The sequence below is a fragment of the uncultured Microbacterium sp. genome (assembly GCF_964244775.1).
GTDB lineage: Bacteria > Actinomycetota > Actinomycetes > Actinomycetales > Microbacteriaceae > Microbacterium.
This window is the reverse complement of record NZ_CAXTJR010000002.1, coordinates 345,006-371,570: the sequence shown is the minus strand read 5'-3', so window position 1 is coordinate 371,570 and position 26,565 is coordinate 345,006. Positions and strand designations below refer to the sequence as shown.

Below are 26,565 nucleotides of genomic sequence, written 5' to 3'. Positions count from 1 at the left end.
CACGGGGTCGCCTAGAGTCGGCGTCCGCTGTCGCTCAGACGGGGCTGACGTCGGCGCGCCGGAGCGACGCTCGTGAGGAGCGTGGCGGAGGTGGGCGCTGCCGAAGGCATGGGCTGACGATAGTGCGCCGGGCGGGGCATCCGCAAATCGGACTGTTGTTGGGGGCGCGAAGCGTCGGCGCCGCGGGATCAGCCGAGTTCGTCGATCAGGAGGAGCTCCTCGGCGCGCGTCAGCCCCGCGGTACGGTCGCGGTCAAGACCCCGGAGGCGCTCATCCACAAGGGTGCGGCGCAGCGTCTCGCGGATGTCGCGGAACCGGCCGCCGGCCGCGCGGTAGGCCGCGTTCGACCTCGTCGCGAACCCGGTCATGTCGGCGGGCAGCCACAGCGGCAGCGACCGGGGCCCCGCCCAATACGCCACCTCGTGCGCGGCGATCCACTCGTCGTCGGCCTCGACGAGTGGTCCGGTGTGGCCGGCCTCGTCACGCGCGAGTGCGAGCATCTCGCGGAGCGGCATTGTGTCGCCGATCGCGTTCGCGACGCCGTGCCACCGCTCGGCGCCGCGCTGGGCGATGAAATCTGCGAGATCGTCGACGTCGATCACCTGCGCGGCGCGGGTCGCGGCATCCGGAATCAGCACCGGCCGATCCGCCGCGAGCGCGAAACGCCCGACCCAGTAGCCGAAGCGATCGGTGGGATCGCCGGGGCCGACGATCAGCCCGGGTCGCACGATCGCCACCCGGTCGCCTAGAGACGAGACGGATGCCTCGGCCGCCGCCTTCGCGCGGCTGTAGTCGTACTCGTCGCCGGGCACGGCGGGCGCACTCAGGGCCGCGCTCTCGTCGGCGCCCGACTCGTCGTCGGCCGCGTAGACCGAGAGCGACGACACATAGGTCCAGTGGAGGGCGCGCGGGCCGATCGCGGCGACCGCCTCCGCGACGTGCTCGGGGATCGACGAGATCTCGACGACCTCGTCCCACTCCCGGTCGCGGACGGCGTCATACGCACCGGGTGCGGAGCGGTCGGCGACCACGAGCCGGGCCCCGCCGGGTGCGGGTCGCGCACCGCGCGCAAGACAAGTGACGGCTGCTCCGGCATCCAGCCACCTGAGCGCGATGCGCCCGCTCAGCCAGCCGGTACCACCGAGGATGAGAACGTCCGTCATACGCTCATCCCACCAGATCCGCTTCGCGCCGGCACCAGGTTCCTCTCTCGGCGAACCGCCTCGGCGTCATGCAGGGTCGTGGTGCGGGCGGGCGTGGTGCGGGCGGCTGTCGTGCGGCGGCTGGCCGTGTCCGCCAGCTGGCAGACATGCGGCCCGACACCGACCAACCTCCGGACACGTGACCGCCCCGGCCACCCAGCATCCGCACTCATGCCCGCCAGCTGGCGGACATCCGCGCTCATGTCCGCAAGCTGGCTGACATGCGCCGACCCCGCACGCCCACGCAAGACCCGACCGGCCGGCCTATTCGCGCAGCTTGGCGCCGAATCGCTCTTCGGCGACCGCGACGCCGGCGAGCTTGGCGGCGGATGCCTCGGCCGCCGTGAGCGTGCGGTCAGGGGCCCGGAAGCGCAGCGCGAACGTCAGGCTCTTCGTGCCGTCGGGTACTCCCGAGCCGCGGTAGTCATCGACCAGCCGGAGCGACTCCAGCAGGTCACCCGCACCCTCCGCGATCGCCGATCGCACGTCGGCCGCCGTGACATCGGCGCCGACGACGAGGGAGAGATCCTGCGTCGCGGCGGGGTATGCCGACAGCGACGCGGCGACGGGCTTGGCGGCCGCCAGCGAGATCACCAGGTCGAGGTCGAGTTCGGCGACGATCACGCGGCCCGGCAGCTCGGCGGCATCGGCGACGGCGGGCAGGAGCTCGCCGAGGTAGCCGACCTCGCGACCCGCCACGCTGAGCACTCCCGCACGCCCCGGGTGGAGCGCGGCGCGCTGCGCCTGGGCGATCTCGACCGTCACGCCCGCTGCGCGCGCGACCGTGCGGACGGCGTCCAGCGCGTCACCCAGTTCGACCGGCTCGGCCGCGCGGCCCGGCTGCTTCGGAGCGAGGTTGCCGGTGAGGAGCACCGCGACGTGGCGCTCCTGCGGCGGGATCGATGCGTCGAGCGCGGCGAGGGTCGCCGCATCCGGTCGCACCGCCAGCGGGGGGACGAGGTCGGTGCCGTAGACGACTCCGGCCGCCGGCACGAAGACGACGCCGGTCTCGAAGAGGGCGAGGTCGGTGAAGCCGCGCGAGAGGTTGCGGTGGGCGACCTCGAGCAGACCGGGAATGAGCGAGCGGCGGAGGAACGGCGCCTGCCCGTCGAGCGGGTTCGCGAGCTTGACGCTCGGGGTCCGACCGCCCGCCACCGACCCGTGCAGATCGTTCTGCGCTTCGGTCGTGAACGGGAACGAGGGAGTCTCGACGAAGCCGGCTGCGGCGAGCGCATTCGCCACTCGCCGACGCGCGTGCTGGGCGGAGGTCAGACCGCGACCCGACGGCGGCGTGGGAAGGATCGAGGGGATGCGGTCGTATCCGCCGATACGGGCGACCTCTTCTGCGAGGGTCCACTTGTCGGTCAAGTCGGGGCGCCACGACGGAGGAGTGACCGCCCAGCGGTCCGCCTCGGGAGAATCGCGCACGTCGCAGCCGACCATCTCGAGCGCGCCGACGATCTCGGCGGCCGTGTACTGCACCCCGATCAGTGAAGGGACGAAGCCCTCCGGCAGGTCGATCTGCGGTGCCGCGAAGGAGTGCCCGAGCGCACCGCCCGACGCGGTATCGGTGCCGCCCGCATGGGCGACCATGAGTTCGGCTACGCGTGCCGCGGCCACGAACGGAATAGCCGGGTCGACACCGCGTTCGAAACGACGGGATGCCTCGGACGGCAGCTTGTGTCGACGAGCCGTGCGTGCGATCGACACGGTGTCGAAGGTCGCCGCCTCGATGAGGACGTTGCGCGTGGCATCCGTCATCTCGGTCGTGCCGCCGCCCATGACGCCGGCCAGGCCGATGGGCCCGGAGTCGTCGGTGATCAGGAGGTCTTCCGGGTCGAGCGTGCGCACCTTGCCGTCGAGGGTCTCGATCGTCTCGCCCGCGGCGGCGCGACGCACCGTGATGCCGCCCTCGAGTTTGTCGAGGTCGTACCCGTGGATGGGCTGGCCGAGCTCGATCATCACGTAGTTCGTGATGTCGATCAGGATGCCGAGCGATCGGATGCCGGCGAGGGTGAGCCGCGCGACCATCCACGCCGGCGTGGGCCTCGTCGGATCGACACCGCGGACGATGCGTGCGACGAACTCGGACGCGCCGACGCGGCCGCGGATGGGGGCGTCGTCGTCGACCGCGACGGCGAAAGCCGTGCTGTCGGTGAGGCCGACGTCGCCCGACGCATGCGCCGCGGGGTCGCGGAACGCCGCCCCGGTGGCGTGCGAGTACTCGCGGGCGACCCCGCGGATCGACAGCGCGTAGCCGCGGTCGGGCGTCACGTTGATGTCGACGGCGACGTCGTCCAGGCCGAGGAGCGCGATCGCGTCGATGCCGACGGGCGCGTCGATGCCCAGTTCGGCCAGGCGCAGGATCCCGTTGTGCTCGTCGCCGAGCCCGAGCTCCTTCGCGGAGGCGATCATGCCGTCCGAGACATGTCCGTAGGTCTTGCGCGCGGCGATCGGGAACGGGCCGGGCAGCACGGCGCCGGGCAGCGTCACCACGACCTTGTCGCCGGGGAAGAAGTTGCCCGCGCCGCAGACGATGCCCCGCGGGACGCCCTCGCCGACATCCACCTGGCACCAGCGGATCGTCTTGCCGTTGGACTGCGGCTCGGGCTCGAACGAGAGCACCTCGCCCACCACGATCGGGCCCCGCAGGTCGAAGCGGTGGACGTCCTCCTCTTCGAACCCGACGCGCACCAGATCGGCGAGCACGTCTTCGGGAGCAGCATCCGTCGGCACATCGACGTACTCACGCAACCACGACAGCGGGACGCGCATCAGACCACCATCCCGAACTGCTCGCTGAAGCGGACGTCGCCCTCGGCCATGTCGCGCATGTCCTGCACGTCGCTGCGGAACATGAGCGTGCGCTCGATGCCCATGCCGAACGCGAACCCGGAGTACACCTCGGGGTCGATGCCGGCGGCCCGGAGCACGTTCGGGTTGATCATGCCGCAGCCTCCCCACTCGATCCAGCGCGCGCCGCCCTTGAAGGTCGGGTGCCAGAGGTCGAGTTCGGCGGACGGCTCGGTGAACGGGAAGAAATTGGCGCGGAAGCGCGTCTCGGCCTCGGGGCCGAACAGCACGCGGGCGAAGTGATCGAGCGTGCCCTTGAGGTTCGCCATCGTGATGCCCTTGTCGATCACGAGGCCTTCGACCTGGGAGAACACCGGCAGGTGCGTCGCATCGAACTCGTCGGTGCGGTACACCCGCCCGGGGCAGATGACATAGATCGGGATCTCGCGCTCGAGCATCGACCGCACCTGCACCGGAGAGGTGTGCGTGCGCATCACGAGGTGCCGATCGACCGGATCGACGAAGAACGTGTCCTGCATCTGGCGGGCCGGGTGGTCGACGTCGAAGTTCAGGGCGTCGAAGTTGAACCACTCGTGCTCGAGTTCGGGACCTTCAGCCACTTCCCACCCCATGCCGACGAAGATGTCGCCGATCTGCTCCTGGAGGAGAGTAAGCGGATGCCGCGCCCCGGCGCGTGCGCGAGAGGCCAGTGCCGTGACGTCCACGCGCTCGGCGTCGAGCTTCGCGGCGGTCTCGGCCTCGACGATCTGCGCCTCGCGGGCGGCGAGCGCCTGACCGACCCGCCCACGGGCCTGGCCGACGAGCTTGCCGAACTCGGCCTTGTGCTCGGGGGCGACCGATCGCAGCGACGCGTTGAGCACCGCGAGCGCGGAACCCTCCCCCGCATGGGCGGCGCGCGCCGCCCTGAGGGCACCGGAGTCATTCGCAGCCTCGATCGCAGCGAGGGCGGTCTGCACCGCAGCATCCACCGCTGCCGCATCGATCACCGGGGGCGTTCTTTCGGGACTGTCAGACACGAGAGACGAGTCTACCGACGCGGGATGCTGCGCCCACCGCGCGAGGGGCGCTCACGTACGTCGGGCAGCGTCAGCCGGCTGCGCGCTGGGCGAACGCGCTCTCGTAGAGGCACACGCTCGCCGCGGTCGCGAGGTTGAGCGACTCGGCGCTGCCGTAGATCGGCAGGCGCAGCGCGAGGTCGGCGAGCGCGAGGGACGCCTCGTCGAGGCCTCGGGCCTCATTGCCGAACAGCCAGGCTGTCGGCTCGGCGAGCAGAGTCCGCGCCGAGAGGAAGTCGGTGCCGCCGACGTCGGCCGCGATCACCCGGAGGCTCGCTGCTCGAGCGAGTTCGATGACCGTCGCGAGCTCCGCGCCGATCGCGACCGGCAGGTGGAAGAGCGATCCGGTCGTGGCGCGCACCACCTTGGGATTGTAGGGATCGACCGAACGCCCGGTGAGGACCACGGCGTCGGCGCCCGCAGCATCCGCAGCCCGGATGATCGTGCCGAGGTTGCCAGGATCGCGCACCTCCTCGCAGATGGCGACGAGCCGCGGCCGGTCCGCGAAGACATCTCGGACCGAGGTCGGGCTCTGCCGTGCGACCGCGACGATTCCCTGCGGGGTGACGGTGTCGGCCATCGCATCGAGCACGGCATCGGTGGTGAAGACCACCCCGATGTCGGCCGCCCGCGCGAGCTCGCGGATGTCGGGATGACGCTCGAGACCGGCAGGCGTGGCGAACAGTTCGACGAGAGTGTCTGCGCGGTGCGTGAGGACCTCGCGTGCAGCCTGCGGGCCCTCCAGGAGGAAGAGCCCGGTCTCTTCGCGCGCACTGCGCTTGGTGAGCTTCGCGACGGCGCGCACGCGCGGCGAACGCGGGTTCTCGAGCACGGTCTCAGTGTAGTGGCGGGGGTGAAGAGGAGTGAGAAAAGGGCGACCACCCTCAGGTGGACGCCCTTTTCGAAGGATGCCGGTGCTACGCGGTCTTGGCTGCGTTCACGTCGGCGGGCAGAGCCGCCTTGGCGGTCGCGACGAGCGAGGCGAACGTCGCCGGCTCGTGCACGGCCAGCTCGGCGAGCATCCGGCGGTCGACCTGCACACCCGCGAGGCCGAGGCCCTGGATGAAGCGGTTGTAGGTAAGACCGTTCTGGCGGCTCGCAGCGTTGATGCGCTGGATCCACAGACGGCGGAAGTCGCCCTTGCGCTTACGACGGTCGCGGTACGCGTAGACGAGGGAGTGGGTGACCTGCTCCTTCGCCTTGCGGTACAGACGCGAACGCTGACCGCGGTAACCCGAGGCGCGCTCGAGGATGACACGACGCTTCTTGTGGGCGTTTACCGCCCGCTTGACTCTAGCCATTTCCCATGTTTCCTAACGTGATTCGGCGCGCGCTCAGCGGCCGAGAAGCTTCTTGGCCTGCTTGGTGTCAGCCTTGGACAGCACCTGGTCCTGGTTGAGGCGACGCGTGCGCTTGCTCGCCTTGCCCTCCAGGTTGTGGCGCATGCCGGCCTGCTGCTTCATGAGCTTGCCGCTGCCGGTGATCTTGAAGCGCTTCTTGGCACCCGAGTGGGTCTTCTGCTTCGGCATCTCTTGTTCCTTTGCGATGTGCGCCCTGCGGGGCGTGGATGTGCTTCCCGCAGTGCGGGGAGTGTGTGGGTGGGCCTACTCGGCGTCTGCCGTGGCGGGCTGGGCGGTGGGAGCGTCGGCGGTCGGACCGGAGTGGGCGGCCTGGCGGCTCGCCTCCTTGTTCGCAGCGCGCTGGGCGTTCTGCTCGGTCTTCACCTCGGACTTGTTCTTGTGCGGGGCGATCACCATGACCATGTTGCGACCGTCGATCGTGGGGTTGGACTCGACGGTGCCGAACTCCGCCACGTCCTCCGCGAACTTGCGGAGCAGTCGCACACCCTGCTCGGGACGCGACTGCTCGCGACCACGGAACAGGATCATCGCCTTGACCTTGTCGCCCGACTGCAGGAAGCCTTCGGCGCGCTTGAGCTTGGTCGTGTAGTCGTGCGCCTCGATCTTCAGACGGAAACGGACCTCTTTGAGGATCGTGTTCGCCTGGTTGCGGCGTGCTTCCTTGGCCTTCTGGGCAGCTTCGTACTTGAACTTCCCGTAGTCCATGATCTTGACCACCGGCGGCTTCGAGTTCGGAGCCACCTCGACGAGATCGAGGTCGGCTTCCTGCGCAAGGCGCAGTGCTACCTCGATGCGGACGACGCCGACCTGTTCACCTGCGGGTCCGACGAGGCGTACCTCGGGGACGCGGATGCGGTCATTGGTGCGGGGATCGCTGATGCGGAACTCCTTCGTGCGGGTGGCGGCCACCACGACACGCGGTGCGTCGTGGGCGGAAGGGGAACAACACTCCACCCGGCACGACGCGAACGCCGGCTTGCTGCACCCAGACTGCTCCCGAATACGAGACGCGGGAACGGAGTGCGGTGACCCGGTAGCCTGGAACGGCAAGCGCGGGTGGGATGTGATCCACTTTCGATCTGAAGCGGAACGCTCCAGAGCCCGCCATAGTCTAGCAGAGAGAGCGACGTGGACACGATTCGGGACAGCGACGATGACCTTGCCGCCGGACGACTGGCGGCCGAGACCGATCGGCAGGCCCGCTGGGAGGCGCAGGAACGCGCCGCCGCCGCTGCGAGCCGCGACATCGCCGACGTGCCGGCGGTCGAGGTCATCACGACAGCCGCGGTCCACCTGATGAGCGCCGCCGCCGTGAAGCTCGGCCTCGCCGACGATCCGGACACCCAGCTCGACCTCGACGAGGCGCGCAAGCTCATCAACGCCCTCGCCGGACTCATCACGGCCGGTGCACCCGAGATCAGCGACATGCATGCCCGGTCGCTGCGCGATGGACTGCGGTCGCTGCAGCTCGCGTTCCGCGAAGCATCCGCCATTCCCGACCCGATCGGCAAGGGCCCGGGCGAGAAGTGGACGGGTCCGGTCAACTAACCAGCCAGCTGCCTGGTGCCGTCGACCCGCACCGGCGCTCGGTGCCTCAGGCGCGGATGAGCTTGACCGTCAGCGAGTCGACCAGCACCGCGATGCGGTCATCCGACGCCCAGCGCTTCGCGAGGCGCGACAGCACCGCGTCGAGTTCGTCCTGATCCAGACCGTGGATCAGCTCGAGCCGGACGACGAGCTCGGGTCCGCGCAGGCGCGACAGCGGGTCACCCGATTCCACCGCCAGGTCGAGCACGGCGAGCTCACCGGAGACGCTGTGCTGCAGACCCAGGAACACCTCGGGCGACGTGTGCGCGGGCTCCCAGGGGATCCCCTGCGCGATCGCCCACACCGCGGGACGACGGATCACGAACTCGGTGTCGGAGCCGGGGTCCACCACGATCAGGTCGGTGTCGTCCGCGGAGGCGGCGAGCGCCGTGCGGACGCCGTCGGCCGGGACGGGCCGAGCCGCAGCATCCCATCGCGCCAGCGTCGCCACCGAGGTGAACACCGGCAGGACGGTGCGCCCGTCGGGCGCGGCCACCGTCACGATCGACAGCTCCTGCGTCTTGTCGACCTTCAGCCCGTGCGCGCCGACGCCCTCATCGCCCTTCTCGGCGACGAGCGGGATCAGCAGACGCGCGGCGCGGTAGGCGTCCACGACAGCGGCCGCGCCGCCCTCGCCGCGCTGGAACATCTCGAGAGCGCTCAGAAGGGCGGGATCGCCGGAGCCGTCGTCGGCCGCATGCGCGTTCGGCTCGAACCGGCGGCCCTCCCAGGGGAGGCCCGCAGAGTCCGCGGAGTGACTCGCGTGGTCATGGCTGTCGCCGGCGCCGTGGTCGCCGGCCGTGTGAGGTGTGTCGCTCGGATCAGTGTCCGGCGACATCGAGCGCCTCGGCGAGGGTGAACGCGCCGGCATACAGCGCTTTGCCGACGATCGCCCCCTCCACACCCAGCGGCACGAGGTCGCGCAGGGCCGCGATGTCATCGAGGTTCGAGATGCCCCCTGAGGCGACGACCGGCTTCGGGGTGCGCGAGGTGACCTCGCGCAGCAGTTCGAGGTTCGGTCCTTTGAGGGTGCCGTCCTTGGTCACGTCGGTCACGACGTAGCGGGCGCAGTTGGACGCCTCGAGGCGCTCGAGCACCTGCCAGAGGTCGCCGCCCTCCCGCGTCCAGCCCCGGGCGGCGAGAGTCGTGCCGCGCACGTCGAGCCCCACGGCGATCACCTCGCCGTATCGCCCGATGACATCGGCCGCCCATTCGGGGTTCTCCAGCGCCGCCGTGCCGAGGTTGATCCGAGAGGCACCGCTCTCCAGCGCCGCCTCGAGGGTCTCGTCGTCGCGGATGCCGCCGGACAGCTCGACCTGCACGCCGCGGACCTGCTTGATCACCTTCCGCAGCACGCCGGCGTTGCTCCCCCGGCCGAAGGCCGCGTCGAGATCGACGAGATGGATCCACTGCGCGCCCTGACGCGCCCACTCCAGCGCCGCATCGACGGGGTCGCCGTAGTTCGTCTCGGAGCCGGCCTCGCCCTGCGTGAGTCGCACGGCTCTGCCTCCGGCGACGTCGACCGCCGGGAGGAGGATCAGTTCGGGCGTGGACGTGAAATCGTTCATGGATCCCCACGGGTCAGGTGACATGCATACTGGCGCGGAGGCACTCACGCGCGCACGGCACGAGGTCAAAGCACGGTTTCAGAGCGTACCCGCGGCGAGCCCGTCGATCCAATTGGACAGCAGTCGGATGCCGGCATCCCCCGACTTCTCGGGGTGGAACTGCGTCGCCGACAGGGGGCCGTTCTCGACCGCCGCGAGGAAGGGCCCGCCGTAGTCGCACCACGTGAGCACAGGCTGCGGGAACGGCGGCTGCACCTCGAGGTGCCACTGCTGCGCCGCGTACGAGTGCACGAAGTAGAAGCGCTCGTCTTCGATGCCGCGGAACAGCCGCGAGCCTTGACCGGCCCGGACGGTGTTCCACCCCATGTGCGGCAGAACCGGCGCATCTAGCTCGGACACCACCCCGGGCCACTGCCCCATGCCGTCGGTGTCGACGCCCCGCTCGACGCCGAGACCGAACAGCACCTGCATGCCCACGCAGATGCCCAGTACGGGGCGACCACCGGCGAGGCGACGCTCGATCAGCTCGTCGGATCGACTGGTGCGCAGCGCCTCCATCACCGCACGGAAGGCGCCCACGCCGGGCACCAGCAGACCATCGGCATCGGCGACCAGGCCACGGTCGGCCGTGAGGCGAGCGTCCGCGCCCGCAGCGGCGAGCGCCTTGACCGCGGAGTGCACGTTTCCCGAGCCGTAGTCGAGCACGGCGACCAGGGGCCGGGCGACAGCATCCGTCGCCGCTGTCGTCGCGGCCGGCCCCGCGGCTGGGCTCACAGGGCACCCTTCGTGCTCGGGATGCCGGAAACGAGCGGGTCGAGCGCCTTGGCCTGGCGGAACGCGCGCGCGAACGCCTTGTACTCCGCCTCGGCGATGTGGTGCGGGTCGCGGCCGGAGAGGACCCGTACGTGCACCGTCATGCCGCTGTTGAACGCGATCGCCTCGAAGCTGTGCCGCACCAGAGAGCCCGTGAAATGGCCGCCGATCAGGTGGTGCTCGTAGCCGACGGGCTCGCCCTCGTGCACGAGGTACGGGCGACCGCTGATGTCGACGACCGCCTGGGCGAGCGCTTCGTCGAGGGGAACCAGGGCGTCGCCGTAGCGCGAGATGCCGGACTTGTCGCCCAGGGCTTCGCGGATGGCCTGGCCGAGCACGATCGCGACATCCTCGACGGTGTGGTGGGCGTCGATGTCGGTGTCGCCGGAGGCTCGGACGGTGAGATCGGTCAGCGAGTGCTTCGCGAACGCCGTCAACATGTGGTCGAAGAACGGCACGGTCGTGTCGATGTGGCTCGATCCGGTGCCGTCGAGGTCGAGCGAGAGCTCCACCGTGGACTCGCTCGTCGATCGGCGCAGCTGCGCCGTACGGTGCGGGGCCGTCCGGTGCTCGGTCGAGGCGGTCATGAGGCGGCGCTCGTCATGAGGGCGAGTCTAGCGAGGCGAGCGCATCCAAGAACGCGGACGTCTCGTCTTCGGTGCCCGCCGTGACCCGGAGGTGGCCGGGGATGCCGACGTCGCGGATCAGCACACCGCGGTCGTAGAGGGCCTGCCAGGTGGCCGCGGAATCCTTCACTCCCCCGAACAGCACGAAGTTGGCCCACGACTCGTACGGCTCGTAGTCGAGCGCTTCGAGGGTCGCCGAGATGCGGTCGCGCTGACCGACGATCTCATCGACCATCCCGAGCATGGTCGGGGCGTGGCGGAGCGCCGCGGTGGCCGCCGCCTGCGTGAGGGCGCTCAGGTGGTACGGCAGCCGGACCAGACGCAGGGCGTCGATCACGGCAGGATCGGCGGCGAGGTAGCCGACGCGGGCGCCGGCGAAGGCGAAGGCCTTGCTCATCGTGCGAGAAACGACGAGCCGTTCTCGGCCGGGCAGCAGTGTGAGCGCGGAGGGCTCGTCGCGGGGCGCGAACTCGTGGTAGGCCTCGTCGACGATCACGACGCCGTCGGTCGCGTCGTACACGGCCTCGATCACGTCGATGCCGAGCGGAGTGCCGGTCGGGTTGTTCGGCGCGCAGAGGAAGACCACGTCGGGGGCGGCATCGGCTACCTGGGATGCCGCGTCCTCCGCGTCGAGCGTGAAGTCGTGCCCGCGCGTGCCACCGAACCACTGCGCGCCCGTTCCGCGGCTGATCAACGGGTACATCGAATAGGTGGGCGCGAACCCGAAGGCCGTGCGGCCCGGGCCGCCGAAGGCCTGCAGCAGGTGCTGGAGCACTTCGTTCGAGCCGTTGCCCGCCCAGATGTTCTCGCGGCTGAGGCCGTGGCCCAGGTAGTTCGCGAAGCCGTGGCGCAGCTCGGTGAACTCGCGATCGGGATAGCGGTTCACGCCGTGCAGCGCCTGGGCCACAGCATCCATGATGTCGTCCGCGACGTCTTGCGGAATCGGATGCGTGTTCTCGTTGACGTTCAGCGCGACCGGCAGTGCGACCTGCGGAGCACCGTAGGGCACGAGCCCGCGGAGGTCGTCACGGATCGGGAGGTCTTCGAGGCGCGCGTTCACCCGTCCAATGGTACGGCCGCGGCGGAACGACGCCGGGTGCCGGCGGTCAGTGCGAGCCGCCGTATTCGCCGGGGACTGCGAGCTTCTGCCCGGTCGACACGGTCGCGCTGTCGAGTGCATTGAGCCGCATGATCGCATCGACGACGTCGCGGGGGTCAGCGCTCGGCGCCACCTTCTCCGCGATCGACCACAGCGACTGGCCGGAGACGACGGTCACCGTCTGGAATGAGTCAGCGGGCAGCCCGGCGTCGCGCGAAGCGAGCGCCGCGCCGCCGCCGAGGATCGCGAGCGACAGAGCGATGACGGCCGGAATCGCCGCGAGGAGGGCGAGGAGGCGACGACCGCGCACCGTCAGACGCAACCGGGTGGCGGACGAAGCTGCCGAGACGGTGCGGGTACGGGAGCGCCGCATCGGGCGGCCGATGGCGATCGCGGTCATGATTCCTCCTGAGTGGACGAGAGATTCGTATTCGACGTCGCGGCGGACGTAGGGCCTACGGATATCTATTCCGAAGCTATCTTCGATGGGCTATGCTGTCAACAGCGAAACAGGATGGGTATTCCTCGAACACGACACGCGCGCAAGGTGCGGGCGGATTTGATGGGATGCGGATACGGTTTCGATAGCAACACCCCACCACGAGCCTCCGACATTCGAAGACGGATGCCAGACCGAAGCCGGTGGAGAGAGACAGGAGCACGATCATGACCGAGGCGACGACGCCCGCCAGCGGGCGTGAAAGGCCGCAGACCCGCCGGCGCAAGAGTCTCAGCGACAAGCAGCTCGCGATCCTTGAGGTCATCCAGCGGTCGATCGCCCGGCACGGCTATCCGCCGAGCATGCGCGAGATCGGCGACGCGGTCGACCTGAAGTCGCTGTCGAGCGTCACTCATCAGCTGAATCAGCTGGAGCTGAGCGGGTACCTGCGTCGCGACCCGGGTAAGACGCGGGCCATGGAGGTGCTCATCGATCTGCCGGGCATGTCGACCGAGAACCCGGCCGACTCGGCCCCGATGGTCGGCGACGCCGCGATGGTCCCCCTGGTCGGCCGCATCGCCGCCGGGGTGCCGATCATGGCGGATCAGCACGTCGAGGAGATCTTCCCGTTGCCGCGGCAGCTGGTCGGCAAGGGCGAGCTGTTCATGCTCAAGGTGTCGGGCGAGTCGATGATCGACGCGGCGATCTGCGACGGTGACTGGGTCGTGATCCGCGCGCAGAACACGGCGGACAACGGCGACATCGTCGCAGCGATGCTCGACGGCGATGCCACCGTGAAGACCTTCCGTCAGCGCGACGGTCACACCTGGCTGCTCCCGCGCAACTCGGCGTTCGAGCCGATCCTCGGCGATGACGCGACCGTGCTCGGCAAGGTCGTCGCGGTCCTGCGCGCGGTCTGATCGCCCCGTCGGTCATCCGCACAGGGTGAATTCGCCGCCGTCGGCTTTCCGCGTCCGCCGATCGAGGCTATAAGGGTGGAATGACCCTTGCCGACTCTGCCTCCTCATCCAGCGATACCGACGAGCTTCGCGCCCGCCTGGACCGCCTCGAAGCGGAGAATGCACGGTTGCGCGCATCCGCCGAAGATGTGGCGATCGCGCCCTCGCGCAGGCGCCGCGGAACGTGGCGCGCGTTCCTATCCGCCGTGTGCATCGTGCTGGCGACGGTCCTCGTTCCGGTCTCGGTCGTCACCGCATGGGCGCGAACCCAGCTGGTGGACGAGACCACGTTCGTCGCGACCTTCGCCCCCCTGGTCGACGATCCCGCGGTGCAGTCGCTCATCGTCGACCAGACGACGGATGCGATCAACTCGTCGGTCGACTTCGCCGGCATCACGAATGACCTCTTCGACGGCATCGAGGGTCTCGGTCTGCCGCCGCGCGCCTCGGCAGCCGTTGACCTCCTGCGCGAGCCCGCTGTGCAGGGGCTCAACAGCCTGGTGACGACGACCGTCACCAGAGTGGTGGCATCGGATGCCTTCGCCAGCGTGTGGCAAGGAGCTTTGACCGCCAGCCACCGCGGCTTCGTCGCGGCGGCGACCGGAGGGACGTCGGGCGGTGCGGTGACCATCAGCGACACCGGCCAGATCGGGCTCCAACTCGGGCCCATCATCGATGCGGTCAAGCAGCGCCTCGTCGACCAGGGCGTCGGATTCGCCTCCGCGATCCCGACCATCAATCGCACCATCGTGATCGCCCAGAGCGACTCGCTCGCGACGATCAGCGTCGTGTACGGCCTCGCCGTCACCGTCGGGTTCTGGCTGCCCTTCGTGGCGCTCGCCTTCTTCCTCGCCGGCATCCTGATCGCTCGCCGTCGCAGCACCGCCCTTCTCGGCACCGGAGTGGGGATCGCCATCGGTGGAACCACACTGGCCGCCGGATTCGTCATCGGCGGGAGCGTGCTCGCGCTGTCCGCACCGAAGCTCGGCGTCTCGAGCATCGCGCTCACCGCGATCTACGACCAGATCATCGGGGCCGCCCAGCAGACCGCTGTCGTCGTCGCCGTGATCGGGGTCGTGATCGCGGTGCTCGCCTGGGTGGGCGGCCGATGGCGGGGCGCGCAGGCGACGCGGCGAGCCGTCGGGGCGGTCAACCAGAGCATCCGCACGTTCCTGGCGGCGCGGGGAGTCGACACGGGGCGATTCGGGTCGTGGATGTTCGCGCAGCACGTCTTGGTGCGGGTCGTGCTGGCGGTGCTTCTGGTGGGGTGGCTGGTGCTGCTGCGCCCGCTCGGCGCGGGCGACATCACGCTGGTGCTCGTGGTGGGCCTACTCGTTTGGTGGCTGACGGAGCTTGTGCAGAAACGCCCCGGCGAAGGAGCGGGAGCCGGGGCAGCCGATGCTGTCACCCTCGCTGACGAGGCGCTCGATGCCGAGCTCGTCGTCGCCGGCGCTCGGGCCTCAGCAGTCGGAGGCACTGCCGTCCTCGCGCCGCACGGGGTCGATCAGACTGCGGACACCGCGGTGATCGATCCTGACGCCGTGACCGAGGTGGTCGAACCGGTCGACGCCGACGCCGTGACCGAGGAGGGCACCGGTGCGACGGGCAAGCGCCCGCCGCGCCCCCGCACCCCTCAGCGTTGACCTCTATGCCAGCCAGCTAGCGGACATGAGCGCGGATGCCTGCCAGCTGGCGGACATGAACGCGGATGCCGGTGGCCCCGGCCTTCGCGTGTCCAGAAGCAGGTCGGTGTCGGGGCGCATGTCTGCCAGCTGGCGGACACGAACGCGGATGCCGGTGGCCCCGGCCTTCGCGTGTCCAGAAGTTGGTCGGTGTCGGGGCGCATGTCTGCCAGCTGGCGGACACGGCCGCCCGCACCTCGACCCGGACCGGCACCGAGGGGTCGTAGAGAGAGGAACCTACTGCCGGCGCGAGGCGGTCCCGGTCACATCGCCGAGGCGGTCGAGGCGGTCGGCCCGCGCCGCCTGCAGGATGCGCACACGCCGAATACGGTGGAGGCATGACCGAGCAGCTCCCGTACGGATCCTGGCCCTCTCCCCTCACGGCGGAGGCGGTCGCGTCGGCCTCACCCCGGATCGAGGGCGCCCGATACGTCGGCGACGAGATCTGGTGGGGCGAGACGATCCCCTCGGAAGGAGGCAGGACGGCCGTACGCCGGCGCACGACGCACGGCGATGTGGAAGATGTGCTGCCCGCGCCCCGCAGCGCCCGCTCGCGTGTCCACGAGTACGGCGGCGGCGCGTGGACGGCCGCGGACGACGGCCGGCTCTTCTTCGTCGAGAAGGCTGACCAGCGCGTGTGGCTGCGCGAACCCGACGGCAGCACGAGGGCGTTGACACCCCAGGCGGGCGACACCCGGTTCGGTGGTCTCTCGTGGCAGCAGGATCGACTGCTGGCCGTCCGCGAGGCGCACGAAGGCACCGCCGTGCCCCGGCGCGACATTGTGCAGATCGGCGTAGACGAGACCGCCGATACCGCCGAAGTCGTCTCGGTCGTCTCAGGCAGCGATTTCCTCGCGCAGCCCGCTCTGTCGCCGGATGGCGAGAAGCTCGCGTGGATCGCGTGGGATCACCCGCACATGCCGTGGGATAGGGCGCAGCTCCGTGTCGGCGCGCTCGCGAACGGCAGGGTCGACGAGTGGACCGTCGTCGCGGGAGCGGACTCCTCCGCTCTGCTGCCGGTGTGGACGGCGGAGGATCACCTGCTCTACGCCGACGATCCGACCGGCCGCTGGAACCTCTGGCAGACGGAAGTGCCGGCCGACGGTGACCGGGCGGAGCCCCGCCAGATCGAGAGCGCCGACGCCGACACCGGCGGACCCCTCTGGGTCCTCGGCGCCCGATGGTTCGCGCACCTCGACGACGGTCGCATCGTGGCTGTGCGCACCCAGGGATCGGACGACCTCGTGGTGATCGAACCGGACGGCGCGGTCTGGCTCCTGGCGGTCCCGCCGTCCGCCAACCTCACGGTGGAAGACGTGCGGGGCACGCGCGTGCTGATCGCCGGCGCCGGGGTCGAGTCCCCGCCGGGGCTCTGGGAGGTCGACCTCGACCGGCCCACCGAGATCTCGCTCGTCCGCGGCGGCGAGTCACCGTGGGGAGCGGAATGGATGCCGCAGCCTCGGGCCCTGTCCACCCCCGGCCCGCGCGGGCCGGTGCACGCGTTCGCCTTTCCGCCGACCAATCCGGGCGTAAAAGGGACCGACGGTGAGCTCCCGCCCTACATCGTCTTCGTGCACGGTGGCCCTACTTCGCACGTCGGCGGCGCAGCATCCGACCGCATCGCATTCTTCACGAGCCGCGGAATCGGCGTGCTCGACGTCAATTACGGGGGCTCGAGCGGCTACGGGCGGGAGTATCGCGAGCGCCTGCGCGGCCAGTGGGGCATCGTCGACGTCGAAGACGTCGCCGCGGCGGCACGCGGGCTTGCGGCGGAAGGATTCGCCGACCCGGAGCGCATCGCGATCGACGGGGGCTCGGCGGGTGGGTGGACGGTGCTGTCCGCGGTCGCGAACACCGACGTGTTCGCCGCCGGCATCTCGCGCTACGGGGTGAGCGACGCCCGCGCCCTTGCGGCCGACACCCACGACTTCGAGGCGCGCTACCTCGACGGGCTCATCGGCCCGCTGCCGGAGGCCGAGGCGATCTACATCGAGCGGTCGCCGCTCACCCACCCCGAGCGCTTCACGGTGCCGCTGCTCATCCTGCAGGGTGCCGACGACGCGGTCGTCCCGCCGGCGCAGTCCGAGAGCATCCGCGATGCGCTGGCCGCCCGCGGCGTGCCCCACGCGTACGTCCTGTACGAGGGCGAGGGCCACGGCTTCCGCCGCGCCGAGACGCTGGTGCACGCGTACGAGACGCAGCTGGCCTTCCTCGGGGCAGTCCTCGGATTCGAGCCGGACGACGTGCCGCCGCTCGTGCTCGACTGACGCCGACTCGCCTGACGCAGAAGGAGCGCTCAGGCCGCGAATGGCGCCAGTTCGGCGGCGAGGCGCTCCGACACGTAGGCGTGCAGGGCCGTGCCGCCCTCTTCGTGCGACTGCGACACGATGTGGCCCGACTCGTGGACCAGCGACACGAGGTCGCCGCGACCATACGGGACGAGCGCGCGGACCTCGACGGCCGGGAGCGGGAGCGCCGCCTCGACGGCCGCACGCAGCTCGTCGATGCCTTCCCCGCTGCGTGACGACGCGAACAGCGCCTTGGGCTCGAGGCCTCTGAGCACCATCCGCGTGTCGTCGTCGACCAGGTCGGCCTTGTTGAAGACGACCAGTTCGGGGATGCTGCGCGCACCGACATCGCCCATCACATCGCGCACGGTCTGCAGCTGGGCTGCCGGGTCGGGGTGCGCGGCATCGACGACGTGGACGATGACGTCGGCATCCGCGACCTCTTCGAGGGTGGAGCGGAACGCCTCGACCAGCTGGTGCGGGAGGTTGCGCACGAACCCGACGGTGTCTGTCAGCGTGTAGACACGGCCGTCGGATGCCTCGGTGCGGCGCACCGTGGCGTCCAGAGTGGCGAACAGGGCGTTCTCCACGAGCACTCCGGCGCTCGTCAGGCGATTGAGCAGGCTCGACTTGCCGGCGTTGGTGTACCCCGCGATCGCGACCGAGGGAATCGTGTTGCGCTTGCGCTCGGCGCGCTTGGCGTCGCGCGCCGGACCGAAGTCGCGGATCTGTCGCCTCAGGATCGCCATCTTGGTGCGGATGCGTCGACGATCCAGCTCGATCTTCGTCTCACCGGGACCACGCGAGCCCATACCTGCACCGCCGGCGCCGACCTGGCCACCGGCCTGGCGGCTCATCGAGTCGCCCCAGCCGCGCAGGCGCGGGAGCAGGTACTCGAGCTGCGCGAGCTCGACCTGAGCCTTGCCCTCGCGGCTCTTCGCGTGCTGGCTGAAGATGTCGAGGATCACGGTGGTGCGGTCGATGACCTTCACCTTCACGACGTCTTCGAGGGCGCGACGCTGGCTCGGGGCAAGCTCCGTGTCGGCGATGACGGTGTCGGCGCCGAGCGCCGCCACGAGGTCTTTGAGCTCCTGCGCCTTGCCGCGGCCGAGGTACGTGGCGGGGTCGGGGTGAGGACGGCGCTGGAGCACGCCGTCGAGCACGACGGCGCCGGCGGTCTCGGCCAGGGCGGCGAGTTCGCGGAGCGAATTCTCGGCGTCCGTCTGCTCACCCTGGGGGTGCACGCCGACGAGGATGACGTTCTCGAGCCGCAGCCGCCGGTACTCGACCTCGGTGACGTCTTCGAGCTCGGTCGAGAGCCCGGGAACCCGACGCAGAGCCGCCCGCTCCTCACGATCCCACTGATCGCCGTCGGTCGACGAACCCAGCGTGGTCGACTCGTCCTGGAGCGCCTGGGCAGAGCTCCGGCCGCCGCTCTCACCGCGATCCGAGAACGTGCTGACCCGCGCACCGGAGTGCGCGTCCGCGCGCGCCAACACGCGGTCGACGGCGTCGATCGGAGTGTCGGACAGTGCGTCGGTCGGCGTCGCGGCGACGTCTCCTGCGGCGTTCGTCGGGGTGGTCGTGTCGGTCATGTGTTCCTTCGTCTGGTACTTCGTCGGTGTGTGCCGTGATAGCTCGAGTGCTGCGTTCGAGTCGGGATGCTACGTCCGGCGAAGCACCCGCCACTCTAGCCTCCCCCGCCGACGCGCTCCTCCGCTACGCTCGCTCCCATGGGGAGCGACCACTACTTCAGTGCGTCGCCGGCAAGTCCGGAGAATCTGCGTCGCATTCGAGTCTCGATCGGCGGTCACGATGTCGAGGTGACGACGGCCGGCGGCGTCTTCAGCCCTGACCATATCGACGCGGGGACCGCAGTCCTGCTCGCCAACACTCCCCCACCGCCGCCCGGGGGCCATCTGCTGGACCTCGGATGCGGCTGGGGACCCATCGCCCTCTCGCTGGCGGTCGCCTCACCGCACGCGACAGTGTGGGCGATCGATGTCAACGAACGTGCGCTGGACCTCGTGCGCCGCAACTGCGCAGCGCTCGGCCTCACCAACGTCAACGCCGTCCTGCCCGATGATGTTCCCGACGACGTGGCCTTCCGGACCATCCGTTCGAATCCTCCGATCCGCGTCGGCAAGAACGAATTGCACGGGCTGCTCGAACGCTGGATCCCTCGCCTGGACGAGCGCAGTGACGCGTGGCTCGTTGTGCAGCGCAACCTCGGGTCGGACTCGTTGCAGCGCTGGCTCGCAGCATCCTTCCCACACAGCTTCAGCGTGCACCGCACGGCCACGGGTCGCGGCTTCCGGGTGCTCAAGGTGCGTCGCCACGGGTCGCCGACCACAGAGCCGCTGAGTACGATCTCGTCTTAGACCCTTCCGGTGGGGTACGGGCACCCGCCGGTATCGGCTCAGGCGAGCGCGACCTCGCCGGAGTAGACCAGTGTCGCGGGTCCTGAGAGCAGCACGTGCCCGTCGATCATCCGCACGCCCAGCTCGCCGCCCGGCACCGAGACGGCCCAACGATCGGGCGCCGCATGGCCCGCCCAGTGCCGCACCGCGAGGGCGGCTGCCGCGACGCCGGTGCCGCAGCTCAGGGTTTCGCCGACGCCGCGCTCGAACACCCGCATGCGGATCGCGCCGACTCCGTGCCGCACGAGGGGGTCGCTCGGCACGACGAACTCGATGTTCGCGCCGTGGGGCGGAATCGGGTCGAGTACGGGCTGCACAGTGAGATCCAGCCCATCCAGCTCGTCCTCGGAGGGCAGGGCTACCACGACGTGCGGATTGCCGAGGTCGATGCCGGCACCCGGCCGGGCCACGGCGAGGCCGCGAGCGCGGACCAGGACGTCGTCGGGCGCCACCGTCCACGGCCCCAGGTCGACTTCGAATCCGAGGTCGCTCCGGGTGAGCGTCTTGACGCCTGCGCGGGTGCCGACGGCGAGCGGCGCCCCGTCATCCAGCGACGCCAGTCCGCGATCGACGAGATAGCGGACGAAGACCCGGATGCCGTTGCCGCACATCTCCGCCGCTGACCCGTCGGCGTTGCGGTAGTCCATGAACCACTCGGCGTCGGGCGTGTTCGCACCTTCGGCGATCCGCGCGGAGCGCACCACACGGAGGATGCCGTCCGCACCGATGCCGAAGCGACGGTCGCAGAGGGCCGCGACCTGATCGTCGCTGAGGGTGAGTTCGCCGTCCGGATCCGCGACGATGACGAAGTCGTTGCCGGTCCCGTGGCCCTTCGTGAAGGCGATGGTCTGCGGCATCCCCTCAGTCTACGGGCGCACCGGAGTCAGCCGCGGGGGCTCTTCTCGGTCGCGCGCGCTGCGCAACTTCGGAGATCGGCGCCGCGTCGGGCCTCCCCGCCGCGATCTCACCGACGCACTGCAGATCTCCGAAGATCAATCGGCGATGAGGCGCTTACCGGTAGTGGTCGTGTCGAAGCGCTCGTACCCGAGGCGGTCGTAGAAGCCCAGCACGTGCTCGTTGTCTGGCCGGACCATGAGCTGGACCTTGGGGCACCCCAGCTCGAGCAGCAGCTCCTCGACCGCCGCGACCAGGTCACGCGCGATCCCCTGCCCGCGCCGCTCGGGAGCGGAGGCGAGGTAATAGATCCATCCGCGATGCCCGTCGTAACCGCCCATGATGCTGCCCACGACGTCTTCGCCGTCCACCGCCACGAGGAACAGCTCGGGTTGCACGGTGAGCTTGCGCTGGATGTCGAGGTGCGGGTTGTTCCACGACCGCGTCAGGCCGGTGGCCTGCCACAGCGCGATGACGGACTCGGTGTCTCGCAGAGCGAATGCGCGGATGCTGGTCATGAATCCAGTATGTGCGGCAGGGGCCCGCCGGTGTGGGCCTTCACGTCATCGCCGTTCACCCACCGCACGTCGGCATAGCGCCTGAACCACGACACCTGGCGTCGGGCATAGCGGCGGGTGAGGGCCTGCGTCTCGGCGATCGCCTCGGCCTCGGTCATCGACCCCGCCAGCTGCGCCAGCCCTTGGGCGTAGCCGATCGCGCGCCGCGCGGTGGTCCCGTCCTCCAGCCCCGCCTGCTGCAGTGCGCGTACCTCGGCGATGAGACCGTCGGTCCACATCTGTTCGACGCGGGCGTCCAGACGAGGAACGAGCTCGGCGCGAGGCACCTGGGTGCCGATGATCCGCGTGTGGGCGTGCCAGCTCACCGGTTCGGCCGGAAGTGCGGCGCCATGCGTTGCCTCGCCTTGAGCCAGCACCTCGAGGGCGCGGACGATGCGACGCCCGTTCCGCGGATCGACCCGCTCCGCGGTCGCCGCGTCGGCGTCGCGAAGACGGGCGTAGAGCACGCCGGGGCCCAGCCGGTCGAGCTCGGCTTCGAGCTCCGCGCGCAGCCGGGCATCCCGGGGCGGGAATCGAAAGTCGTATAGCACGCTCGACACATAGAGCCCCGAACCGCCGACGAGGATCGCGTCTCTTCCGCGACCGTTGATCTCGGTGATCGCGCTGCGCGCAGCATCCTGATACCACGCGACCGCCGCGTCATCGGTGACCTCGCGCACGTCCAGAAGATGATGCGGGATGCCGCGTCGCTCGTCGACCGACAGCTTGGCGGTGCCGATGTCCATGCCGCGGTACAGCTGCATGGCGTCGGCGTTCACGATCTCGGCGGTACGCCCCGCCCGGGCGAGCGCTTCTGCGAGATCGAGCGACAGCGCCGTCTTGCCGGTGCCCGTCGCCCCGACCACGGCCCAGAGCCGTGGCCCCGGCTCGCGCGGACTCACACTCCGATGCGGAGTGTCGGCAGCCCGAGCGAGACCGCGCGCGCGGCGCCCGGCTCGGACGCCGGGGCCGGAATCGCGCAGGACTCCGCCTGCGTACGATCCCACGCGTCGCCCGCACGCGTGCGACGGATGCGCAACGCCGATCCGTCTGCGGAATCGGCGAGCAGGTGGAACGGCGCCGCGTGGGTCACCACGACACTCACGACGTCGCCCGGTCGGGGCAGCTCGCTTGCCGCGGGCACCTCGAAGTGCACCAGCCGGTTGTCTTCAGCGCGACCGGTGAGGCGATGCGTCTCGGCATCCTTCTTGCCCTCGCCCATCGACACGAGCACCTCGACCTGCCGGCCGACCTGCGCCTGGTTCTCTTCGAGCGAGATGCGCTCCTGGAGAGCCATCAGCCTTTCGTAGCGCTCCTGCACGACCGCCTTGGGCACCTGGTCGGGCATCGTCGCGGCAGGGGTTCCCGCGCGGATCGAGTACTGGAACGTGAAGGCGCTCGAGAATCGAGCCTGCTCGACGACCCGCATGGTGTCTTCGAAGTCTTCGTCGGTCTCGCCGGGGAACCCGACGATGATGTCGGTCGTGATCGCGGCGTTCGGGATGCGCTCGCGCACCCGATCGAGGATCCCGAGGAATTTCTCACTGCGGTACGAGCGACGCATCGCCTTGAGAATGCGATCGCTGCCGGACTGCAGCGGCATGTGCAGCTGGGGCATGACGGACGGCGTCTCTGCCATGGCATCGATGACATCGTCGGTGAACGCGGCGGGATGCGGGCTGGTGAAGCGGATGCGTTCGAGGCCCTCGATCTCGCCTGCGGCGCGCAGCAGCTTGCCGAACGCCTGACGGTCGCCGAATTCCACGCCGTACGAGTTCACGTTCTGGCCGAGGAGCGTGACCTCGATCGCACCGTCGTCGACGAGAAGTCGGAGCTCGTTGAGGATGTCTCCGGGCCGACGGTCTTTCTCCTTGCCACGGAGGCTCGGCACGATGCAGAACGTGCAGGTGTTGTTGCACCCGACCGAGATCGACACCCACCCGCTGTAGACCGAGTCGCGCTTGGTGGGCAGGGTGGAGGGGAAGACCTCGAGCGACTCGAGGATCTCGAGCTGCGCCTCGTCGTTGTGGCGCGCGCGTTCGAGCAGACTCGGCAGCGACCCCATGTTGTGGGTGCCGAACACGACGTCGACCCACGGCGCCTTGTCGAGCACCGTCTGCTTGTCCATCTGCGCGAGACAGCCGCCGACCGCGATCTGCATGCCGTCCTTGCGCCGCTTGACCGACGCGAGATGGCCGAGCGTGCCGTACAGCTTTCCCGCGGCGTTGTCGCGGACGGCGCACGTGTTGATGATGACGACGTCGGCCTCTTCGCCCGCCTCGGCGCGCACGTACCCCGCGCTCTCCAGCGAGCCGGAGAGTCGTTCGGAGTCGTGCACGTTCATCTGGCAGCCGAACGTGCGCACCTCGTACGACCTCGGGTTGCCGACGGCATCGTGCGCGGCCGGCGACGGCGCGATGACCGTGGGATTACTGGCGAGCAGAGTCATGATGTTCGATTCTACGGCGGGATCCCGGGACCATGCCCCGGCATCAGCGGAAGCGGACTCCCCCGCCCCCAGCGCTCTTGCGCGCCTCAGCGAGTGCGGTCCGCGCCGCGTGCCCGGCGATCGACCCTCCGAAGCCGCGGCGGGCGAGCTGGCCCATCAAGCGACGGATCGCCGTGTCGTCGTCGTACCGCACGAGCGAGCGAGCCTTCGACGTGGCGAACTCGAGCGCCCGCTCCGCATCGTCGTCGGGAAGCTCGGCGATGACGGCCTCGACGACCTCTCGGGCGACCAACCGCTTCTGCAACAGCTGCTTGACAGCCTTGGTGCCCATGTCTTGTCGGGTGGTCGCGGAATGCACGAGCTGCTCGGCGAGCACGGCGTCATCGAGCCACTCCCGACGCACGAAGTCTTCGATCACCCCGTCGATCTCGTCGCCGGTCAACGCGTTCGAGCGCAGCTTGGCCCTGGCCTCGGCGATCGAGAGCCCGCGCCGACCGAGGCTCCGGGTCAGCGCGACGGATGCCGCGGCGACGATCGATTCGCGATCGACGATGTCTTCGGAGTCGCCGTGAGGCTCGTCATCGGCCCCGGACGACTCTGCGAACGCCACAGTGCTCGCACGATTCGTGCGCTTCTCCGGCACGACGCCGGGCAGGTAGGTGACGGGGGCCATCCCCTCTGGTCGAACCTGTGAAGACTCGCCCCCGTCACCGTTCATTCCTCGCCCATCGGTTGTCGAGCCCGTCGAGACATCGGTTGTCGAGCCCGTCGAGACATCAGGCCGGGCGCTTCTTGGCCAGCTGGTCGGTCTGCACCGGGCTGTCGACCACCGCGGCCAGCTTCGGCGCGCCGATGCCGAGCTTCGTCTTGATCTTCGATTCGATCTCGGCAGCGACATCCGGGTTCTTGATCAGGAAGTTGCGCGCGTTCTCTTTGCCCTGGCCGAGCTGCTCGCCGTCGTACGTGTACCAGGCGCCCGACTTCTTCACGATCTCGTGCTCGACGCCGAAGTCGATCAGACTGCCTTCTCGCGAGATGCCCACCCCGTAGAGGATGTCGAACTCGGCCTGCTTGAACGGCGGGGCCATCTTGTTCTTGACGACCTTGACGCGCGTGCGGTTGCCTACCGCATCCGTCCCGTCCTTGAGCGTCTCGATGCGACGGATGTCGAGGCGGACCGACGCATAGAACTTGAGCGCCTTGCCACCGGCGGTGGTCTCGGGCGAGCCGAAGAACACGCCGATCTTCTCGCGGAGCTGGTTGATGAAGATCATCGTGGTGTTGGTCTGGTTGAGCCCGCCGGTGAGCTTGCGGAGCGCCTGCGACATGAGGCGGGCCTGCAGGCCGACGTGGGAGTCGCCCATCTCGCCCTCGATCTCGGCACGGGGCACGAGGGCCGCCACCGAGTCGATCACGATCAGGTCGATCGAGCCCGAACGGATGAGCATGTCGGCGATCTCGAGCGCCTGCTCGCCGGTGTCGGGCTGCGACACGAGGAGCTGGTCGATGTCGACGCCGAGCTTCATCGCGTAATCGGGGTCGAGCGCGTGCTCGGCGTCGATGAACGCGGCGATGCCGCCGGCACGCTGCGCATTGGCGATCGCGTGGAGCGTGAGCGTGGTCTTACCCGACGACTCAGGACCGTAGATCTCGATGATGCGGCCGCGGGGCAGACCGCCCACGCCGAGCGCGACGTCGAGGGCGATCGAACCCGTGGGGATCACTTCGACGGGAGCACGATCGTCGCTGCCCAGTCGCATGACCGAGCCCTTTCCGAACTGCCGGTCGATCTGGGCGAGGGCCGATTCGAGGGCCTTCTCGCGGTTCTCGGGTGAGGGCATGGCGTGCTCCTTATGCTCGCGTTCCGTCGCCTGTAGGCTGTCGCGCTCCGCCCCGACGGCCGGGGAGGATGCTGTGACAAGGCGTGTGGTGTCGTTCGACGTCGCTCACGCTACGGGTGGGTTCCGACATGCGGATCACGCACCTCCCGAATCCGTGGACAGACGAGTCCTCGACACCAGCTGTGCAGGAGCCTACTCAGCTATCGAACGAAGGTTCGACGGACACGCCGCGTGTCTCGATACGCTCGCTGGCGCTCGCTACTCGACAACCGCGGGCCAGCCTTGGCGCTCTCTACTCGACAACCGCGGGTTAGCCTTGGCGCTCGCTGCGGCAATCCGCGGGTCAGCGATTGCGCGGCTCGAGGCGTCCGGCGCCGTAGCGCCGTGCCTCCGGAACATCCATCTCGGCGCACAGCGCGAGCCAGATCTCGCGCGGCGGCACACCGGCGTCCAGGGCCTGCGTAGGAGTGCGGTCGCCCACCTCGCCGAGCACCAGATCGTTCAGGAGGAACGTCGATCTGGCGCCGAACTCGTCGGCGACGGCACGCAGGAACTCACTGCGGCGCACAGCGAACCCCGGTCACTGAGCGACGTCGAAGTGTCAGCGCAGCGAGAGCTCGGCGTCGACCGAGGCCACGAGGTCGTCGGGGACGACGTCGGGGAAGGTCTGCAGTCCCTCGAGCACGCTGATGCGATCGCCGACCTCGCGCATGATGGTCGAAATCGGCACGTCGAGTGCTTCGGCGACCGAGGCGAGAATCTCGCTCGATGCTTCTTTCTGCCCGCGCTCTACCTCGCTCAGGTAGCCGAGAGCCACGCTCGCGCGGCTCGCCACCTGACGGAGGGTGCGTCCCTTCTGCTGACGATAATCACGCAGGACATCGCCGATCTCTTGACGAACAAGGATCATG

General features: G+C 69.6%; 27 protein-coding genes. 5 read left to right on the top strand and 22 right to left on the bottom strand.

Translation table 11 applies throughout. From position 1 onward, the window contains the following. Positions 1 to 188 precede the first annotated feature (188 nt). The 7 genes from ACFE6Z_RS06940 to infC form a co-directional block, all read right to left on the bottom strand. Complete coding sequence (locus ACFE6Z_RS06940; RefSeq protein WP_375384971.1) at positions 189 to 1,163, bottom strand: NAD-dependent epimerase/dehydratase family protein; 975 nt, start codon at positions 1,161 to 1,163, stop codon at positions 189 to 191. Between the two features lie 303 nt (positions 1,164 to 1,466). Continuing rightward, entirely contained in the window at positions 1,467 to 3,977 is a 2,511-nt protein-coding gene (gene pheT, locus ACFE6Z_RS06935; RefSeq protein ID WP_375384970.1) for a phenylalanine--tRNA ligase subunit beta, read from the bottom strand. Next, positions 3,977 to 5,032, bottom strand: coding sequence for a phenylalanine--tRNA ligase subunit alpha (gene pheS / locus ACFE6Z_RS06930; RefSeq protein WP_375384969.1), 1,056 nt, complete (start codon positions 5,030 to 5,032; stop codon positions 3,977 to 3,979). Before pheS ends, pheT begins: the two co-directional genes overlap by 1 nt. A 70-nt stretch (positions 5,033 to 5,102) precedes the next feature. Next, positions 5,103 to 5,903, bottom strand: a complete 801-nt coding sequence (locus ACFE6Z_RS06925; RefSeq protein ID WP_375384968.1) for a TrmH family RNA methyltransferase — start codon at positions 5,901 to 5,903, stop codon at positions 5,103 to 5,105. 85 nt (positions 5,904 to 5,988) lie between these two features. Then, entirely contained in the window at positions 5,989 to 6,372 is a 384-nt protein-coding gene (gene rplT, locus ACFE6Z_RS06920) for a 50S ribosomal protein L20 (RefSeq protein ID WP_150447776.1), read from the bottom strand. Positions 6,373 to 6,405: 33 nt separating this feature from the next. After that, positions 6,406 to 6,600, bottom strand: a complete 195-nt coding sequence (rpmI, locus tag ACFE6Z_RS06915) for a 50S ribosomal protein L35 (RefSeq protein ID WP_091491544.1) — start codon at positions 6,598 to 6,600, stop codon at positions 6,406 to 6,408. A gap of 75 nt (positions 6,601 to 6,675) precedes the next feature. Then, positions 6,676 to 7,341 (bottom strand): translation initiation factor IF-3, encoded by a 666-nt coding sequence (gene infC / locus ACFE6Z_RS06910; RefSeq protein ID WP_375385010.1) that lies wholly within the window; start codon positions 7,339 to 7,341, stop codon positions 6,676 to 6,678. A 264-nt stretch (positions 7,342 to 7,605) separates the two neighbouring features. On the opposite strand from infC, the gene ACFE6Z_RS06905 reads away from it, so the two are divergent. Then, positions 7,606 to 7,980 carry a DUF1844 domain-containing protein gene (locus ACFE6Z_RS06905; RefSeq protein ID WP_375385009.1) on the top strand — a complete coding sequence of 125 codons (375 nt, stop codon included), beginning with the start codon at positions 7,606 to 7,608 and terminating at the stop codon, positions 7,978 to 7,980. Positions 7,981 to 8,026: 46 nt separating this feature from the next. Here ACFE6Z_RS06905 and ACFE6Z_RS06900 read toward each other — a convergent pair whose 3' ends face one another. The 6 genes from ACFE6Z_RS06900 to ACFE6Z_RS06875 all read right to left on the bottom strand — a co-directional run bounded on the left by ACFE6Z_RS06900 (position 8,027) and on the right by ACFE6Z_RS06875 (position 12,525). Then, positions 8,027 to 8,857: an SseB family protein gene (locus ACFE6Z_RS06900; protein WP_375384967.1), complete on the bottom strand. Its 831-nt coding sequence runs from the start codon at positions 8,855 to 8,857 to the stop codon at positions 8,027 to 8,029. Beyond that, positions 8,841 to 9,587, bottom strand: a complete 747-nt coding sequence (gene priA / locus ACFE6Z_RS06895) for a bifunctional 1-(5-phosphoribosyl)-5-((5-phosphoribosylamino)methylideneamino)imidazole-4-carboxamide isomerase/phosphoribosylanthranilate isomerase PriA (protein WP_375384966.1) — start codon at positions 9,585 to 9,587, stop codon at positions 8,841 to 8,843. Before priA ends, ACFE6Z_RS06900 begins: the two co-directional genes overlap by 17 nt. Positions 9,588 to 9,665: 78 nt before the next feature. Then, positions 9,666 to 10,361, bottom strand: coding sequence for an imidazole glycerol phosphate synthase subunit HisH (hisH, locus tag ACFE6Z_RS06890; protein ID WP_375384965.1), 696 nt, complete (start codon positions 10,359 to 10,361; stop codon positions 9,666 to 9,668). After that, complete coding sequence (hisB, locus tag ACFE6Z_RS06885; RefSeq protein ID WP_375384964.1) at positions 10,358 to 10,987, bottom strand: imidazoleglycerol-phosphate dehydratase HisB; 630 nt, start codon at positions 10,985 to 10,987, stop codon at positions 10,358 to 10,360. Before hisB ends, hisH begins: the two co-directional genes overlap by 4 nt. A 13-nt stretch (positions 10,988 to 11,000) precedes the next feature. After that, positions 11,001 to 12,086 carry a histidinol-phosphate transaminase gene (locus ACFE6Z_RS06880; RefSeq protein WP_375384963.1) on the bottom strand — a complete coding sequence of 362 codons (1,086 nt, stop codon included), beginning with the start codon at positions 12,084 to 12,086 and terminating at the stop codon, positions 11,001 to 11,003. A 46-nt stretch (positions 12,087 to 12,132) separates the two neighbouring features. After that, positions 12,133 to 12,525 carry a LysM peptidoglycan-binding domain-containing protein gene (locus tag ACFE6Z_RS06875; protein WP_375384962.1) on the bottom strand — a complete coding sequence of 131 codons (393 nt, stop codon included), beginning with the start codon at positions 12,523 to 12,525 and terminating at the stop codon, positions 12,133 to 12,135. A 266-nt stretch (positions 12,526 to 12,791) separates the two neighbouring features. On the opposite strand from ACFE6Z_RS06875, the gene lexA reads away from it, so the two are divergent. The 3 genes from lexA to ACFE6Z_RS06860 all read left to right on the top strand — a co-directional run bounded on the left by lexA (position 12,792) and on the right by ACFE6Z_RS06860 (position 17,472). Next, complete coding sequence (gene lexA, locus ACFE6Z_RS06870; RefSeq protein ID WP_375384961.1) at positions 12,792 to 13,484, top strand: transcriptional repressor LexA; 693 nt, start codon at positions 12,792 to 12,794, stop codon at positions 13,482 to 13,484. 80 nt (positions 13,485 to 13,564) lie between these two features. Then, positions 13,565 to 15,166, top strand: a complete 1,602-nt coding sequence (locus tag ACFE6Z_RS06865; RefSeq protein WP_375384960.1) for a hypothetical protein — start codon at positions 13,565 to 13,567, stop codon at positions 15,164 to 15,166. Between the two features lie 377 nt (positions 15,167 to 15,543). Further along, positions 15,544 to 17,472 (top strand): prolyl oligopeptidase family serine peptidase, encoded by a 1,929-nt coding sequence (locus ACFE6Z_RS06860; RefSeq protein ID WP_375384959.1) that lies wholly within the window; start codon positions 15,544 to 15,546, stop codon positions 17,470 to 17,472. A gap of 29 nt (positions 17,473 to 17,501) precedes the next feature. On the opposite strand, the gene hflX is transcribed toward ACFE6Z_RS06860, so the two are convergent. Next, a complete protein-coding gene (gene hflX, locus ACFE6Z_RS06855; protein ID WP_375384958.1) occupies positions 17,502 to 19,088 on the bottom strand; it encodes a GTPase HflX in 1,587 nt (528 codons plus the stop codon). A 138-nt stretch (positions 19,089 to 19,226) separates the two neighbouring features. Here hflX and ACFE6Z_RS06850 point away from each other — a divergent pair, with 138 nt between their 5' ends. Then, positions 19,227 to 19,874, top strand: a complete 648-nt coding sequence (locus ACFE6Z_RS06850; protein ID WP_375384957.1) for a class I SAM-dependent methyltransferase — start codon at positions 19,227 to 19,229, stop codon at positions 19,872 to 19,874. 38 nt (positions 19,875 to 19,912) lie between these two features. On the opposite strand, the gene dapF is transcribed toward ACFE6Z_RS06850, so the two are convergent. The 8 genes from dapF to ACFE6Z_RS06810 form a co-directional block, all read right to left on the bottom strand. Continuing rightward, a complete protein-coding gene (gene dapF, locus ACFE6Z_RS06845; RefSeq protein ID WP_375384956.1) occupies positions 19,913 to 20,770 on the bottom strand; it encodes a diaminopimelate epimerase in 858 nt (285 codons plus the stop codon). A 135-nt stretch (positions 20,771 to 20,905) separates the two neighbouring features. Further along, positions 20,906 to 21,325, bottom strand: a complete 420-nt coding sequence (locus ACFE6Z_RS06840; protein ID WP_375384955.1) for a GNAT family acetyltransferase — start codon at positions 21,323 to 21,325, stop codon at positions 20,906 to 20,908. Further along, a complete protein-coding gene (gene miaA, locus ACFE6Z_RS06835; RefSeq protein ID WP_375384954.1) occupies positions 21,322 to 22,266 on the bottom strand; it encodes a tRNA (adenosine(37)-N6)-dimethylallyltransferase MiaA in 945 nt (314 codons plus the stop codon). Before miaA ends, ACFE6Z_RS06840 begins: the two co-directional genes overlap by 4 nt. After that, positions 22,263 to 23,813 (bottom strand): tRNA (N6-isopentenyl adenosine(37)-C2)-methylthiotransferase MiaB, encoded by a 1,551-nt coding sequence (gene miaB, locus ACFE6Z_RS06830; RefSeq protein ID WP_375384953.1) that lies wholly within the window; start codon positions 23,811 to 23,813, stop codon positions 22,263 to 22,265. The genes miaA and miaB overlap by 4 nt, the downstream gene beginning before the upstream one ends. Before the next feature lie 43 nt (positions 23,814 to 23,856). After that, positions 23,857 to 24,486, bottom strand: a complete 630-nt coding sequence (locus ACFE6Z_RS06825) for a regulatory protein RecX (protein WP_375384952.1) — start codon at positions 24,484 to 24,486, stop codon at positions 23,857 to 23,859. Positions 24,487 to 24,589: 103 nt separating this feature from the next. Then, positions 24,590 to 25,654, bottom strand: coding sequence for a recombinase RecA (recA, locus tag ACFE6Z_RS06820; protein ID WP_375384951.1), 1,065 nt, complete (start codon positions 25,652 to 25,654; stop codon positions 24,590 to 24,592). Positions 25,655 to 25,997: 343 nt separating this feature from the next. Beyond that, entirely contained in the window at positions 25,998 to 26,222 is a 225-nt protein-coding gene (locus tag ACFE6Z_RS06815) for a DUF3046 domain-containing protein (protein WP_375384950.1), read from the bottom strand. A 33-nt stretch (positions 26,223 to 26,255) separates the two neighbouring features. Next, the gene (locus ACFE6Z_RS06810) at positions 26,256 to 26,564 is read right to left on the bottom strand and encodes a helix-turn-helix domain-containing protein (protein WP_150447801.1); all 309 of its coding nucleotides are present in this window, start codon (positions 26,562 to 26,564) and stop codon (positions 26,256 to 26,258) included. Between the last annotated feature and the right edge of the window lies 1 nt (position 26,565).

Excerpts from the sequence above, each read along its gene's own strand:
- ACFE6Z_RS06940 (WP_375384971.1), bottom strand. The coding sequence starts at position 1,163 with ATGACGGACGTTCTCATCCTCGGTGGTACCGGCTGGCTGAGCGGGCGC.
- pheT (WP_375384970.1), bottom strand. The coding sequence starts at position 3,977 with ATGCGCGTCCCGCTGTCGTGGTTGCGTGAGTACGTCGATGTGCCGACG.
- rplT (WP_150447776.1), bottom strand. The coding sequence starts at position 6,372 with ATGGCTAGAGTCAAGCGGGCGGTAAACGCCCACAAGAAGCGTCGTGTC.
- rpmI (WP_091491544.1), bottom strand. The coding sequence starts at position 6,600 with ATGCCGAAGCAGAAGACCCACTCGGGTGCCAAGAAGCGCTTCAAGATC.
- ACFE6Z_RS06900 (WP_375384967.1), bottom strand. The coding sequence starts at position 8,857 with ATGTCGCCGGACACTGATCCGAGCGACACACCTCACACGGCCGGCGAC.
- priA (WP_375384966.1), bottom strand. The coding sequence starts at position 9,587 with ATGAACGATTTCACGTCCACGCCCGAACTGATCCTCCTCCCGGCGGTC.
- hisB (WP_375384964.1), bottom strand. The coding sequence starts at position 10,987 with ATGACCGCCTCGACCGAGCACCGGACGGCCCCGCACCGTACGGCGCAG.
- ACFE6Z_RS06875 (WP_375384962.1), bottom strand. The coding sequence starts at position 12,525 with ATGACCGCGATCGCCATCGGCCGCCCGATGCGGCGCTCCCGTACCCGC.
- lexA (WP_375384961.1), top strand. The coding sequence starts at position 12,792 with ATGACCGAGGCGACGACGCCCGCCAGCGGGCGTGAAAGGCCGCAGACC.
- ACFE6Z_RS06865 (WP_375384960.1), top strand. The coding sequence starts at position 13,565 with ATGACCCTTGCCGACTCTGCCTCCTCATCCAGCGATACCGACGAGCTT.
- ACFE6Z_RS06860 (WP_375384959.1), top strand. The coding sequence starts at position 15,544 with ATGACCGAGCAGCTCCCGTACGGATCCTGGCCCTCTCCCCTCACGGCG.
- hflX (WP_375384958.1), bottom strand. The coding sequence starts at position 19,088 with ATGACCGACACGACCACCCCGACGAACGCCGCAGGAGACGTCGCCGCG.
- ACFE6Z_RS06850 (WP_375384957.1), top strand. The coding sequence starts at position 19,227 with ATGGGGAGCGACCACTACTTCAGTGCGTCGCCGGCAAGTCCGGAGAAT.
- dapF (WP_375384956.1), bottom strand. The coding sequence starts at position 20,770 with ATGCCGCAGACCATCGCCTTCACGAAGGGCCACGGGACCGGCAACGAC.
- ACFE6Z_RS06840 (WP_375384955.1), bottom strand. The coding sequence starts at position 21,325 with ATGACCAGCATCCGCGCATTCGCTCTGCGAGACACCGAGTCCGTCATC.
- miaB (WP_375384953.1), bottom strand. The coding sequence starts at position 23,813 with ATGACTCTGCTCGCCAGTAATCCCACGGTCATCGCGCCGTCGCCGGCC.
- ACFE6Z_RS06825 (WP_375384952.1), bottom strand. The coding sequence starts at position 24,486 with ATGGCCCCCGTCACCTACCTGCCCGGCGTCGTGCCGGAGAAGCGCACG.
- recA (WP_375384951.1), bottom strand. The coding sequence starts at position 25,654 with ATGCCCTCACCCGAGAACCGCGAGAAGGCCCTCGAATCGGCCCTCGCC.
- ACFE6Z_RS06810 (WP_150447801.1), bottom strand. The coding sequence starts at position 26,564 with ATGATCCTTGTTCGTCAAGAGATCGGCGATGTCCTGCGTGATTATCGT.